The following is a 13,014-nucleotide window of genomic DNA, read 5'->3' on the forward strand; positions in this document are numbered from 1 at the left end:
GGTTCGCACAACCGAATCCATTTGAATCTCGACGGCTTACGACGGTGCAATGACGAAGGTCCACGTTTCGCTTCCGGAGGACGCCGAAGAAGGCTTACAGGCGTTCATCGACGAGGTCGACGGTCGGCTCGCCTCGGACGAAGACACCTGTACGGTCGTTCGAGACACCCTCATCGACCTGTTCGGCGACCGCGAGGCGTGGGAGCGCTGGCAGAACGGCAAGCCAGTCTCGCCCGCGACGCGGGTTCGACTGCAAGGGTACGACCCCTGTAACGCGACGCTCGAAGCCGAGTACTACGCCGAGAAAGACGAGGCGAAGTTCAAGCGCTCGAAGCACCTCCAGTGGCTCTGGCGGCAGTTCGACGCGACGCCGATGGCCGACAACGTCGCCTTCGCCCTCCGGTTCCGACAGATGCTCGCGGACCACCTGTTCGCGGAGGCCGGCGACAACCTCCGCATCTTCAAGGGCGTCACGTTCTCCTACGGTCACAACATCTCCGTCGGTGACAACACGGTCATCCACGACGACGTCCACCTCGACGACCGCGGGAAACTCACTATCGGCGACCGCGTCTCCATCTCCGACAGCGCCCACATATACAGCCACTCGCACGACACCGTCGACCAGACCGAGGTCAGAAACTACCACACGACCATCGGCGACGACGCGCGCGTCACCTACGACGCGATGGTGAACGCCGGCGTCTCGGTCGGTGAGAACGCCATCGTCGGCGCGCGGTCGGTCGTCCAGGGCGACGTGCCCGCCCACCACATCGCGGTCGGCTCGCCCGCCAAGAGCGTGAAAGTAAAGCCGGGCTTCGAAGGGGTCGCTGAACCGCTCGACGCCGGGGGCGAGCGCCGCGCCGACGAGCGCGAGATTCCCTACGAACTCCCAGACGACATCGAGGCATTCGACGAGTTCGACCGCGACCTCGACGGCCCGGTGGACTCCCACCGGCGCGAGTAACTCGTTTCGACGCGAACCCGCCGCCCTCGACATCGCCCGCGACCACCGCCGAGAGCGTCAGCAGACCGGTTCGACCGAAGAACCGATATAGCATGCTAACGTAAGTCAATGTGTGATGGACTCCTGGGGTTGGATCGTCGTCTACGCCCTCGGGTTGACCCTGCTCCAGCTTCTGGTCTATCGATACCTCGTCAACGGTGGTGAGCCGACGGTAGGCGAGGGGTCCGGCCGGGACTCCGCCCGAACGGACCGCTACACCCACCCCGAAATCGCGGCGTCGCTCGACGACGGCTCGCAGACCGGCGTGCAGACGACGCCGACGGGCGAGCGCATCTGCCCGAACTGCGGGGCCGAAAACGAGGCCGACACCACCTTCGACCTCTGCTGGAACTGCACCCGACGGCTCCGCTGACGACTCGTAGCCGAGTCCGTTTTACCAGCCCTCGCCCAACTACGCGTATCATGGCCGACGACGACGAACTCCACGGCGAAATCGACGCGCTCGCCCGCGACATCGAGCGGGCGATTCTCGAATTCGACTCGGCCCTCGAACGCCACGCGATGATTCGACAGACCGCCCGCGAGCCGGTGTTCCGCTCCGAATCGCCGGAATTCGACGACGTGCAGAACCTATTTTTCTGAGTCGGCGGCGCGGGTTACGATTCGAAGACGAGAGTTTGTGCGTCGACCGGGAGTCCCGCGAGTGGAGCGAGCGGTACGTCGGTGAGACTCCGTCTCACCGGAAGTGCGCCGACCGGGAATTGAACCTCACTCGCAACGCTCCGCGTTACTCGCTGCTTCAATTCCCTCTTGGCCGCATACACACTCGACGAGAACGAGCAACACGCAGAGCGGTTGCTCGTTCGTTGTCTCGACAGAACTGCGCCGACCGGGAATTGAACCTGAGCCAGACGCTCCTCCTCGCGTTGCTCGTCGGCTGCGACTGGCAGGGTTCAGATTCCCTGCGCATTTCGTCCCGCTACGTTCGACAGAACTGCGCCGACCGGGAATTGAACCCGGGCTCCGAGCTTGGGAAGCTCGTGTCCTACCACTGGACCATCGGCGCTCATTGCATTCGCCCCGTGGCTGACTTCACTCCGTTCAGTCACCCATCGGCGCGCTACGCTTCGCTTGCGCCCCTGACTCGACCTCGCTCCGCTCGGTCGACCATCGGCGCTCACATTCGTTCGCCCCGCGCGTTGTCTTATAGCCGTTCGACAACACATCGGCGCGCTTCGCTTCGGACCGCCTTCCGAAGCAAAAATTCGTAGACTTCGGGGGCACTTGAACGTAGCGCTTCACCCCATCGTAGCCCCGAGAAAACTGGACACCCGTCCATTGTTTTCGCGTGACACATGGCTATTTGGGCTCCCGGTTCCAAGCGAGGCCCATGACATCCGTCGACGTTCTCTCGGAGGACGCTCCCTTCGACCTCCTGCTGTCCGACGAGGAACTCGAAGCGCACCGCGAACACATCACGACTTTCATCGAAGACACCGTCGAGGCCGCCGGCGCAGACGGGGCCGTCATCGGACTGTCCGGTGGTATCGACTCGACGCTCACCGCCTTCCTCGCCGTCGAAGCGCTCGGAAAGGAGAACCTCCACGGGCTCGTCATGCCGAGCGTGGCGAACGCCGAGGACATGATGAGCGACGCCGAGGGCGTCGCCGAGATGCTGGAAATCGAGTACGACGTGGTCGAGATTCAGCCCATCGCCGAGACGTTCTTCGACACGTTCCCCGAGGCGGCCGACGACCGCATGGCCGCCGGAAACGTCTACGTCCGCACGCGGGCGGTGCTCAACTACTTCGTCGCCAACCACGAGAACCGCATCGTGCTCGGGACGGGCAACCGCGCCGAGGCGATGACCGGCTACTTCACGAAGTACGGCGACCAGGCGGTCGACTGCAACCCCATCGGGAACCTCTACAAACAGCAGGTCCGCCAGCTGGCCGCCCACGTCGGCGTGCCGGAAGACCTCGTGTTACAGACGCCGTCGGCCGAGATGTGGTCCGGCCAGACCGACGAGGGCGAACTCGGCCTCACCTACGACGCGCTGGACGCGATTCTCGCGCTCCACGTGGACGGCCCGCTCTCGAAGTCCGCGACGACCCGCCACCTGGACGTGACCGAAGAACAGGTCGACCGCGTGGTCGGACTCGTCGAGGGGAGCGCCCACAAGCGGTCGATGCCGCCCGCGCCGTCGGCGCTCGACGTGTAGGTCACCGCGGCTCCGCCGACCCGCCGACCCGCCCGCGGAATTCACTTTTCGCGCGACGCCGCGATGTCGTCGACGTTCGCCCGATGCAACTCCGCGAAGCCGGCGGCCTCCCGTTCCAGACGTCCGTCCCGGTTACCGCGGTCGCGCAGTCGTTCCTTGACGATTCGAAGCGACCGGTGGTCGTTGTCGGCCATCGAGGCCGCGACCGCGCGCGGGTCGTCGACGATTCGGGAGACGAGACCCATCCGGAGGGCTTCGTCGGCGTCGACGACGCGGCCCGAAAGCGAGAATTCGAGGGCGTGGCCCTCGCCGACGACGCGCGGGAGACGGACTGTCCCGCCCCACGCGCCGAACAGGCCGAGTCGGACGCCCGGTTCACCGAGGGTCGCACGCGGAGTGGCCACCCGAACGTCGCAGGCGAGCGCGAGTTCGACGCCGCCGCCGCGGGCCGCCCCGTCGATTCCGGCGACGACGACCGAGTCGGCGGCTTCGATGGCGTCGGCGACGCGTTGGCCGTGTTTTGCGAACGCCTCGGGGTCGTCGAGGTCGGTGACGCTGTCGAGGTCCGCGCCGGCGCAGAACGCCGGGCCATTCCCCCGGAGGAGAACGACCGGTGCGTCGGCACCCGTGACCGCGGCTTCGAGGGCATCGAGGTCGGTCGGTCTGAGTGCGTTCCGTCGCGCCGGGCGGTCGATGGTCACGACCCGGAGGTCGCCGTCGTCCGTCGTCCGTATCATACGCCCGTTGTGCCGTGGTTTTCCAAAGGTCTTTGCCCTCCCAACCGTAAGTCTCGGCCGATGGACGACGCCGTGCGAGCCCGCGAGGCCGCGCGAGAGGCCCTCTCCGACATCGAGCCCGAGGCCCTCCGCGCGGCGCTGGACGAACGCCTCGACGCCGCCTCCTTGACGCCGGCAGTGCTCACGTTCGTGAGCGCGCGGGCCGTCGAACCGAAGGTCGACCTGAACGGGCTGGCCTCCCGCGCGGCCGGAGTGCAACTCATCTACGAGGGCCTTCGGCTCACTCGGTCGCTCGCCCACGACGAGCCGTGGTCGCACCTCGACTCCCCCGAGGCGGACACCGACGCCGACCTCGACATCCTCGCGGCCGACGTGCTCGTCTCGCGCGGCTTCTACCTCCTCGCCCGGACCGAGGCCGCCGACCACGCCGTCGAGACGGTCCGCGCCTTCGGCCGCGACCAGACCCGCCGCCGCTCGGCCGCCGAGTCGGAGCGACCGGACCTCGACGGCGAACTCGAAGTGAACATCTGCACGCTCGCCGTCGTCGCCGGCACCACGGCCGTCGGCTCGGCCCCCCCGACCGCGCTCGTGGAGTACGCCGCCGGGCTGGCCGACACCCACGACGGCGACTTCCCCCCGGCCGACGAGACCGTCTCCGAGGGGACCGTCGAGCGCATCGCGGCCCTCTATCAGGGCGGCGGTGGCGACGACGCGGTCACCTCCGCGGCGGACCGCTAATCGACATACGCTACCACGGTTCCGGGGCGATTCGAATCGAAACCCCTAAAGAGGAACCCGGACAACCAAGGAATGCCTGCCTGGGTAGCTTAGCGGTAAAGCGCGTCCTTGGTAAGGACGAGACCCCGGGTTCAAATCCCGGCCTAGGCTTTCTGTGAGGAACAACGTGACGAGCAAAAGCCGTAGCTGGGTTTGAGCAGCGAGCAAGTCTCCGATTTGCGAGTGAGTTCAAATCCCGGCCTAGGCTCTTCTCGAACTCCGACTGTCGAGCGAGGCGTCTGGTTGCCAAGCAGTTGCTGGATCCCGGTCGAAACTGACCCGCTCCGTTCGCACGCTCATTCCTCCCGGTCCCACCACTCCCCACGACTCACAGAACCCAGCACGTTCGCCTTCGAATACCGCTCAGCCTCGTCCTCGGTCAGCGCCGTCGCCCACGACACTCGCTCACCGCTCGCCCCCGGGCCTCGGCTGTCGTACTCCGCGTATTCGACCGTCGCCTCGGCGTCCGGGCGCGACCAGTTGTGCCACCCGTCGGGGAGCACGTGCGAGTCCATCCGGGTGCGGATAAACGCGGTTCGGGCGTGATTCCGCCACGGCCGGCCGAGATACACCTCGGACACGTCGGCGTCGGCGGTCAGCTCGCAGTCGAGAAAGACGAAGCCGAAGGGCTCGCTCGCCGGCGTAGAGGCCGCCGTCACGTACGAGTCGGCTTTCGAGTGGACGCGACAGTCCTCGAAGACGGCGGTCGCACCGCCGAAAATGAAGTCGGTCGTCCCCTCGAGATAGCAGTCCGAGAAGAACTGGCGCGCCCCCTCGCCGGCGGCGTAGACGGTGTCTTGGTGGCCGAGGACGCGACAGTTCTCGAAGCTCGCCCGGTCGGCGTCGACGTGGAGCGAAACGGCCTGTCCGACCGGGCCGGCGCTGTTCTCGACGGTCAGGTCGCGGGCGCGGAAGTCGTTGCCGCGGACTTTCAGCGTGTAGGTGAAGAAGGTGCTGTTGCGCCCGCGGCCGATTCGCTCGAAGTGGTCGCCGTGGGTGAGGACCGTTCCGTCGGCGCTCTCGCCGACGAGGGTGATGTCGGGGTTCCACGCGTGGACTTCGACTTTCTCGTCGTACACGCCGTCTCGGACGAGGATGCGGATTCGCTCCGGCGGAAACGACTTCGCGCCGTCGATGGCGGCCTGAATCGTCTCGTAGTCGCCGCTGCCGTCCTTGGCGACGACGTAGTCGTACGCGCCGGGGTCGTCGGAATTGAGAGCATCCCCGGGGTCGTCAGACTCGTCGCCGTCGTCGGCGCCGTCAGCGTTCCCGAGAGTCCCGACCGTCCCGGCGGCGACGGCGAGGCAACCGACAGCAACCGCGAGAGCCATGACTAGTGAGAGCATGAGCCGTACCACTCTCTCCGATGCTATACGCTTCGGGGGTAGCGGTGGTTCTCACGGCGGGGACGCGAGCGGTTCATCCCCCGTACCGCGCCGACGCGAACGGGTTCGTCTCCCCAGTTCGTCGTCGGGCACTGCGGGGGGCGTCGTCGCTCCGCTGGTCGGTGTCAGGGGCAGCGCTGACGGCGGCGAGGCCGTCGTACGCGTTCGAAAAAGCGGGTGGGACTCGGGCAGAAGTGGGTGCGATTCAGCGGAAGTCGCGGACGAACCGCTCGGGCATGAGGTCGACGACGTGGTCGGGCATCGCCGCGACGGCGGTCTCGGCAATCGCAACCATCGGCTTGCGGAGCAGGACGTAGACGCCGGAGACGGCGACCGCGGCGATGACGAGCGTCTCCGCGAGGCCGTCGAAGACGAGCACCGGCGGGACGGCGAACGCGAGCGTCAGCGCGAGGTCCTCGGGCGCGCCGTCGTAGCGAATCAGGCGCTTCGGAGCGAGCCACCGGCCGTTCCAGTGGTCGTAGACGGCGCGCTCGGAGGTGCCGAGCCACGGCTTGAGTTCGAGGCCGCCGCCGAGCACGTCCGACGCGGAGTGGAGCGCGGCCGCCGCGAGGAACAGCGCGACGGCGAGCGTCGTGGTCGTCGGGTTCAGCGCGGCGACCGCGACCGCGGGCACGGCGAGCGCGCTGAAGTACACGGGGAAGTGGAGGGTCTTCCGGTGGCCCGCGTACAGGTCGAAGTCGGGGAACAGGCCGCCGAGTGCGGCCGCGAGCACCGGGAGCATCCCGGCCTCGGGGACCAGCGCCCACACGGCGGTGCCGAGGACGACACCCGCGAGGGCGTGAGTGGTNGCGGCCGCGAGCACCGGGAGCATCCCGGCCTCGGGGACCAGCGCCCACACGGCGGTGCCGAGGACGACACCCGCGAGGGCGTGAGTGGTGGCCATCATCGGTGAGGCGTATGCAATCTGGAGGAAAAACGGTGTCGGTGGTCGTGCTAGCTAGTACCACGGTCGAATTTAGGGCGCTCAGGCCGTAGCACACCGCGATGGTCTCCTGTCGATTCGAACGGCTCGCGGGGCGGGTGATTCAGGCCGCCATCCTGTGTATCTTGCTCGTCGGCATCCACACGCGGAATCTGAGCGTCGTCGTCAACGCGGTGCTCGCGCTGGGCGCGACGTTCCTCCCCGCGGTGCTCCGCCGCGACTGGCAGATTCGGCTCCACCCGCTTCTCGGCCTCTGGCTGGCGCTGGCGGTGTTGCTCCACGCCGTCGGCATGCTCGGCCCGTACAACTACATCGACTGGTGGGACCACGTCACCCACACGCTCTCGGCGACCGTGGTCGCGGCCGTCGGCTACGTCACCGCGCGGGCCGTCGACGAGTACACCGAGGCCGTCCACCTCCCCGACCGCTTCATGTTCGTCTACGTCCTGCTTTTCACGCTCGCGGCCGGCGTGTTCTGGGAGGTGTTGGAGTTCGGCGCGCGCCTTGCCGCCGAAGCCATCGGCTCTGAGGCCGTCCTCGTCCAGTACGGACTCAGCGACACCATCGTCGACCTCGTCTTCGACACCGTCGGGGCGGTGCTCGTCGCCCTCTTCGGGACGCCGCCGCTCGCGGACACCATCGATTCGGTCAGGGAACGCCTCGAACGGACTCGGTCCTGACGGGGCCATCTTTTAGCCACCCGGTGTGCATACTACTACCATGAATTTCGTTATCGTTGGGTACGGTCGCGTGGGCTCGCGGACCGCCCGAGTGCTCCGCGAGGAGGGCCACGACGTGACGGTCGTCGACAACAACGACAAGAAGGTCGACCGCGCCCGCGACGAGGGGTTCGAGGCCGTCCTCGGCGACGGCGGCACCGAAACCGTGCTGCGGGAGGCCGGCATCGAGGGCGCGGACGCCGTCGGCGGGCTGACCGGTGACCCGAACATCAACTTCGCGGCCTGCATGCTCGGCAAAGAGTACGACTGCCGGACGGTCATGCGAATCAGCGAGGACTACCGCCAGGAGATTTACGAGCGCTACGCCGACGACGTGGACGAGATTATCTACCCCGAACGCCTCGGCGCGGCCGGCGCGAAGACGGCGCTTCTCGGCGGCGACTTCAACGCCATCGGCGACCTGACCGACCAACTTCGGCTGACGACGGTCAGCGTCCCCGACGGCGCGCCCGTCGTCGGCGAACACGTCGCCAACATCGACCTCGGTGCGGACGGTCGCGTCTACGCCCACGGCCGGGAGCGCGAGCCGATGACGATTCCGCTTCCGGGAACCGTCGTCGAGCCCGGCGACCAGCTCGCGCTCTTAACGGAGCGCAACGCGTTGGACCGGGTTCGGTCGAAACTGCTCGGCTGACGCCGAACCGACGCTTTTCGTGTCGAGGCCCGTCGCAACCGAGACGCTTCGCTGCGGTGGTATCTGCCTCGGAAAACAGCGCCGTGGTGGCGGCGCCGCGCGTCGTACCGGGGGAACCAGAACGACGATGGTGGTGGTGGTTTTCGTGCCGGGCGCGCCGGTGGGAGGATGGGAACGAAGGCCGAATACGCGCCCCATACTCGGGTACGTATGGGGAACCTTAAATCTGCGTCAGACGGGAGTCACACGCCATCTACCCGCAATATGTGCTGTTATACCCCCGACGAGACCGCGGCGGTCAGCCCGCGTTCAGTAGACGAGTTCCCCCTCGACGAACTGGCGGACTCGGTCGTCGTCCGGCGACTCGAACACCGCGTCGGTCGGCCCGGACTCGATGCACGTCCCGCCGAGGATGACGGCCGTCCGGTCCGACACCCGCCGGGCCTGTTGCATGTCGTGGGTCGCGAGTGCGACGGCGATGCCGCGGTCCCGCGCCGCCCGCATCGCTGACTCGATGGCGGCGGTGTTCCGCGGGTCGAGATTCGATGTCGGCTCGTCCAGCAGCAACACGTCGGGGTCGGGCGCGAGCGCTCGCGCGATGGCGACGCGCTGGGCCTCGCCCGCCGACAGCGAGCCGGCGTCGCGGCCGACTTTGTCGAACATGCCGACGGTCCGAAGCGCGTTTCTGACCGTCTCGGACGGCTCGTCGCGGCCGAACAGTCCCTCGACCGCGTCGCGGACGCGAGCCGACCACGACCGACGGACTCGGAGCCCGTAGGAGACGTTCTCCTCGACCGTCGTCGAAAAGAGGCTCCGCGTCTGGAACGCCATCCCGACCCGGCGTCTGACCGCCAGCCGGCGGGCCTCGGGGAGGTCCCACACGTCGTCGCCGCCGACCTTGACCGTTCCCTCGTCGGGACGCTCGAACATGGCGAGCAGTCGGAAGAGCGTCGTCTTCCCCGTCCCCGAGGGGCCGACGACGGCGAGAACCTCGCCCGGTTCGACGGCGAGCGAGATATCCTCCAGCACTGCGCCGTCCCCGAAGCCGTGGCCGAGGCTGCGGGCCGCGAGTCGGGTCTTGCTCCGCCGCGCGCCGTTCGCCGCCGGGTCGGGCGCGGCGGTCTCGTCGGGCTTCTCGGAACCCGAATCGCCGGCACCCGGTCTTTCGGTCGTCATCGTCCCCTCCCGTTCCGTCCCGGGGTCCGGTCGCGGAAGCGCGCGCCGAGGGCGTTCACGCCGAGGACGAGCGCGAGCAGGATGGCTCCGAGGGCGATGCCCGTCTCGATGTTCCCCTTCCGCGCCTCGACGGTGATGGCCGTCGTGAGCGTCCGGGTGAACGACGTGCTGTCCGAGAAGACGATGTTTCCGCCGACGATGAGGACCGAGCCGACCTCGCTGATGGCGCGGCCGTAGGCGGCCAGAAGCGCCGTGACGATGCCGTAGCGCGCCTCGCGGACGACCAACAGGGCGACGTCGGTCGAGGTACCGCCGGCGGCGAACGCGGCGTCTCTGAGGTCCTGCGGAACCGACTGGACCGCCGACAGCGAGACGCTCACGAGGACGGGGAGCGCGAGGATGGTCTGCGAGAGAATCATCGCCTCGGGCGTGAACAGCAGTTCGAACGTCCCGAGCGGCCCGGACCGGGACAGCGCCAAGAGGACGACGAGCCCCACGACGACGCTCGGAAAGCCCATCCCCGTCGAGATGACGGAGGTAACGACCGACTTCCCGTAGAAGTCGCGGAACCCGACTGCCAGCGAAATCGGGAGGCCGAGCGCGGCGCTCAGCGCGACCGCCGCGGTACTCACGTACAGCGAGACGGCCGTGATGCTGACGAGGTAGGTGAGGTTCAGGTCGCCGAGGGCGAACACGGGCGGTGGTGGGGTCCGGTCGGACTAAAAGTCCTCGGGGACGTGCTGTGCCACCCACGACTCGAACTGCGCGTCGGAGACCGACGCGGACGACGAGGCGTTCTCCCCGCCGTCGTAGCTCTCGGGGACGTACTGGCCGAACTGCGGGTCCTCCGAGAGCGCGTTGGGGAAGAACAACTGCGACCCGTTGGCCGTGTAGTTGCTGATTATCTCCTGTCCCTCGGGGCTCGTGAGGAAGCCGGCGTAGGCCATCGCCAGCGAGTAGTTCACGTCGGGGTACTTCGCGGGGTTCACCGGGATGACGCCGTAGGGGTTCTTCAGGATGGTCGGGCCGCCCTTGAGCGGGCCCTGCACCTGAATTTCGAGGTCGATGTTGTCCTGCGTCGCGAGGAACGTCCCGCGGTCGGAGAGCGTGTACGCGCCCGACTGGTCGGCCTGCACGAGCGTGTCGCCCATGCCCTTGCCGATTTCTCGGTACCACGTCCCCGACGGCTCGACGCCGGCGGCCTCCCAGATGAGCAGTTCCTTCTTGTTCGTCCCGGAGTCGTCGCCGCGGGAGACGAACGTCGCCCCGGCGTCCGCGATGGTCGCAAAGGCGTCGGCCGCGCTCTCCATCCCCGAGATGCCCGCGGGGTCGTCCGCCGGCCCGACGACGACGAAGTCGTTGAACATCACGTCGCGGCGGTTGACGCCGTAGCCATCTTGCAGGAACTCGTCTTCCGCGCCGCGGGCGTGGACGAGAATCACGTCCGCGTCGCCGTTTCGCGCCGTCTCGATTGCCGCGCCGGTCCCCTGTGAGATGGTTTTCACCCGAGCGTTGAACTTCTCCTCGAACACCGGGTTCAGGGCGTCGAGCAGCCCCGTGTCGTACGTGCTCGTCGTCGTCGCCAGCGTCAGCTCTTGGGTCGAACCGTCACCGGTTTCGCTCCCGCCAGAGCCCTCGGCGGTCTCGTTGTTCGCCTGCGGGGGACTCGTGTTCCCCGTGCATCCGCTCAGTCCGAGAACCGCACCGACGCCAGCAGCCTGTAAGAAACGCCGTCGCTCTATCGCCATGCATTGTGGTTCGCCGAACGCGAATTAACTGTTTCCCACGCAACGTAATCACAAATAATTTCAATACCGGTGCATCGTAACGGTTCGACCCCGAATCCGGTTGCGTCGGATTCTTTTCGACTCGCCCCGTGGAGACGGCCATGAGCTGGGAGTCGCTTTTCGCCCGCGCCGCCGCCTACGAGACCACCGAAGCCGACATCAGCGAGGCGCTTCGCGCCCGCCGAGGCGACGATGCCTGAGACGGAGCCCTCGCCCGCGCGGGTCGTCGCCGACGCCGACGTGCTCGCGGCCGACCTGCTCGTCGATGGCCCCGCGAGAGCGGCGCTCGACCACCTGCGGCGACACTCGTGGACGACGCTCGTCGCCAGCGACCCGCTCCTCGACGACGCCGAGGCGGTCGTCTCGTCGCTCGCGGACGCCGACCTCGCGGCCGACTGGCGCGAGAAAACCGGCTCGTGGGCCGAACCCGTCGCCCATCCGGACGGCGACAACCCCGCGCTGGCGTCGGCCTACCGCGGCGGCGCGATGCATCTCCTCACGTTCGACGACCGACTCAGCTCGGCGCGGGCGGGCGCGGCGCTCGGCGGTCGCTTCCCGGTCAGCGTCCGCCATCCGAAGGCGTTCGCGTCGCTGTTCGCGCCGGAGAGTCTCTACGCCGAGGTCGAAGGCGGGCCGTACCCCGGGCCGGACCGCGACCCGCGAGCGTAGTCGCTCGCGCCGCCCCAATCGACCACCCGTGTCGGCTCTGTCGCTGACCGCCTGTCGGGTCAGTCGTTGAGGACGCGGGTCACCGCGAAGATGGCGAAGACGGTCACGAGACCGAAGCCGACGGCAACACCGAGGCCCTGCGAGGCGTCACCGAAGAACACCGCGATGGCGGCGAAGACGGCGATGCCGTAGCCGCTGGCCGCGCCGGCGGCGACGACGTTCGCTCGGTTCATGCGTCTCCGTACGCGCCCGCGGTGCCTGAGCGTGACCCCCCGCGATTGTGGGTCGTGACGGGGTCGAAGTCGGGGCCGGGGCGAGGGTCGAAATCGGGGCCGGGGCGAGGGTCGAAATCGGGGCCGGGGCGAGGGTCGAAGTCGGGGCCGGGGCGAGGGTCGACTCTCATTCGGGCGGTGCGCGCGTGGTCGGTCTCGCCGGGGTCGGTGCCGAGTGGGAGGGAGTCGTCGCAGTCGGGAACCATCACGGCTAATGTGGCACCGCCGAACGTATCAAACTGTTCGCTCGCGAGCCGGGGCCGGCGTTAGTTCCCGTCGCCGGACTCTCCGGCGCGCTCGACGGTACAACCGAGCGATTCGAGCTTCGTCGCGGCCGCCGCCACGTCGTCCGCCCGGACGAGCACGTGGTCCGTCGAGTACGCCGACAGCGCGAATATCGAGATATCCTCCTCGGCGAGCGCGGCCGCGACCTCGGCCAGAAAGCCGACGAGTTCGAACGGCAGGACCATCTCGAAGGTGAGTCGCTTCCAGCCCCGCTCGACCTCGACGGCGCTCGTCTCGTCGACGCGTCCCTCCTCGACGACGACCGTCGTCTCGTTTCCGTCTCGAATCGTCGCGAAGGCGTCCGGGTCACCCCGTTCGGTCTTGACGACCGCGTAGGTCGCCGCCGAGACGGTCACGGTCCCGCCCTCGAAGAAGTCGCTGGAGTCCATGCGTCTCGGGGTCGCTCCGGCGAGGTAAGCGT

At 67.9% G+C, this 13,014-nt stretch carries 16 protein-coding genes and 2 tRNA genes; 9 read left to right on the forward strand and 9 right to left on the reverse strand.

The features are described 5' to 3' along the window. The first annotated feature begins 49 nt into the window (after window positions 1-49). The 3 genes from C458_RS08365 to C458_RS08375 all read left to right on the forward strand — a co-directional run bounded on the left by C458_RS08365 (window position 50) and on the right by C458_RS08375 (window position 1,609). Window positions 50-967 (forward strand): acyltransferase, encoded by a 918-nt coding sequence (locus C458_RS08365; protein WP_008574818.1) that lies wholly within the window; start codon window positions 50-52, stop codon window positions 965-967. Between the two features lie 115 nt (window positions 968-1,082). Beyond that, on the forward strand, window positions 1,083-1,379 hold the full coding sequence (locus C458_RS08370) for a hypothetical protein (RefSeq protein ID WP_008574820.1): 297 nt from the start codon (window positions 1,083-1,085) through the stop codon (window positions 1,377-1,379). Window positions 1,380-1,429: 50 nt separating this feature from the next. Continuing rightward, window positions 1,430-1,609, forward strand: coding sequence for a hypothetical protein (locus C458_RS08375; RefSeq protein ID WP_004041759.1), 180 nt, complete (start codon window positions 1,430-1,432; stop codon window positions 1,607-1,609). Between the two features lie 353 nt (window positions 1,610-1,962). Here the strand turns inward: C458_RS08375 and C458_RS08380 are convergent. Then, a tRNA-Gly gene (locus C458_RS08380) sits at window positions 1,963-2,033 on the reverse strand. Between the two features lie 324 nt (window positions 2,034-2,357). Here C458_RS08380 and C458_RS08385 point away from each other — a divergent pair. Next, entirely contained in the window at window positions 2,358-3,188 is an 831-nt protein-coding gene (locus tag C458_RS08385; protein ID WP_008574823.1) for an NAD+ synthase, read from the forward strand. Between the two features lie 41 nt (window positions 3,189-3,229). Here C458_RS08385 and C458_RS08390 read toward each other — a convergent pair whose 3' ends face one another. After that, a complete protein-coding gene (locus C458_RS08390; RefSeq protein WP_008574824.1) occupies window positions 3,230-3,925 on the reverse strand; it encodes an enoyl-CoA hydratase/isomerase family protein in 696 nt (231 codons plus the stop codon). Between the two features lie 60 nt (window positions 3,926-3,985). On the opposite strand from C458_RS08390, the gene C458_RS08395 reads away from it, so the two are divergent. Together C458_RS08395 and C458_RS08400 are read left to right on the forward strand one after the other, a co-directional pair. Next, a complete protein-coding gene (locus tag C458_RS08395) occupies window positions 3,986-4,663 on the forward strand; it encodes a hypothetical protein (protein ID WP_008574826.1) in 678 nt (225 codons plus the stop codon). 78 nt (window positions 4,664-4,741) lie between these two features. Further along, window positions 4,742-4,813 (forward strand) — tRNA-Thr (locus C458_RS08400). Window positions 4,814-4,998: 185 nt separating this feature from the next. On the opposite strand, the gene C458_RS08405 is transcribed toward C458_RS08400, so the two are convergent. Continuing rightward, window positions 4,999-6,048, reverse strand: a complete 1,050-nt coding sequence (locus C458_RS08405) for a pectinesterase family protein (protein ID WP_049896665.1) — start codon at window positions 6,046-6,048, stop codon at window positions 4,999-5,001. 244 nt (window positions 6,049-6,292) lie between these two features. Further along, entirely contained in the window at window positions 6,293-6,919 is a 627-nt protein-coding gene (locus tag C458_RS08410; protein WP_049908237.1) for a hypothetical protein, read from the reverse strand. A gap of 173 nt (window positions 6,920-7,092) precedes the next feature. Between C458_RS08410 and C458_RS08415 the strand changes: the two genes are divergently transcribed. Together C458_RS08415 and C458_RS08420 are read left to right on the forward strand one after the other, a co-directional pair. Further along, window positions 7,093-7,710 (forward strand): hypothetical protein, encoded by a 618-nt coding sequence (locus tag C458_RS08415; protein ID WP_008574832.1) that lies wholly within the window; start codon window positions 7,093-7,095, stop codon window positions 7,708-7,710. A 40-nt stretch (window positions 7,711-7,750) separates the two neighbouring features. After that, entirely contained in the window at window positions 7,751-8,404 is a 654-nt protein-coding gene (locus C458_RS08420; protein WP_008574833.1) for a TrkA family potassium uptake protein, read from the forward strand. Between the two features lie 309 nt (window positions 8,405-8,713). On the opposite strand, the gene C458_RS08425 is transcribed toward C458_RS08420, so the two are convergent. Genes C458_RS08425 through C458_RS08435 form a run of 3 tightly spaced genes read right to left on the reverse strand, consistent with a single transcriptional unit; the run spans window position 8,714 to window position 11,328 of the window. Continuing rightward, window positions 8,714-9,580 carry a phosphate ABC transporter ATP-binding protein gene (locus C458_RS08425; protein ID WP_008574835.1) on the reverse strand — a complete coding sequence of 289 codons (867 nt, stop codon included), beginning with the start codon at window positions 9,578-9,580 and terminating at the stop codon, window positions 8,714-8,716. After that, window positions 9,577-10,275, reverse strand: coding sequence for an ABC transporter permease (locus C458_RS08430; RefSeq protein WP_008574837.1), 699 nt, complete (start codon window positions 10,273-10,275; stop codon window positions 9,577-9,579). Before C458_RS08430 ends, C458_RS08425 begins: the two co-directional genes overlap by 4 nt. Before the next feature lie 24 nt (window positions 10,276-10,299). Continuing rightward, window positions 10,300-11,328 (reverse strand): substrate-binding domain-containing protein, encoded by a 1,029-nt coding sequence (locus C458_RS08435; protein ID WP_008574839.1) that lies wholly within the window; start codon window positions 11,326-11,328, stop codon window positions 10,300-10,302. 231 nt (window positions 11,329-11,559) lie between these two features. On the opposite strand from C458_RS08435, the gene C458_RS08440 reads away from it, so the two are divergent. Then, window positions 11,560-12,036 (forward strand): PIN domain-containing protein, encoded by a 477-nt coding sequence (locus C458_RS08440; RefSeq protein WP_008574842.1) that lies wholly within the window; start codon window positions 11,560-11,562, stop codon window positions 12,034-12,036. Between the two features lie 59 nt (window positions 12,037-12,095). Here the strand turns inward: C458_RS08440 and C458_RS18430 are convergent, their stop codons facing one another. Next, on the reverse strand, window positions 12,096-12,269 hold the full coding sequence (locus tag C458_RS18430) for a hypothetical protein (RefSeq protein ID WP_008574845.1): 174 nt from the start codon (window positions 12,267-12,269) through the stop codon (window positions 12,096-12,098). A gap of 305 nt (window positions 12,270-12,574) precedes the next feature. Continuing rightward, window positions 12,575-12,982: an ACT domain-containing protein gene (locus C458_RS08450; protein ID WP_008574848.1), complete on the reverse strand. Its 408-nt coding sequence runs from the start codon at window positions 12,980-12,982 to the stop codon at window positions 12,575-12,577. Between the last annotated feature and the right edge of the window lie 32 nt (window positions 12,983-13,014).

The sequence above is a fragment of the Haloferax sp. ATCC BAA-644 genome (assembly GCF_000336975.1).
In the GTDB taxonomy this organism is placed as follows: Archaea; Halobacteriota; Halobacteria; order Halobacteriales; family Haloferacaceae; genus Haloferax; species Haloferax volcanii.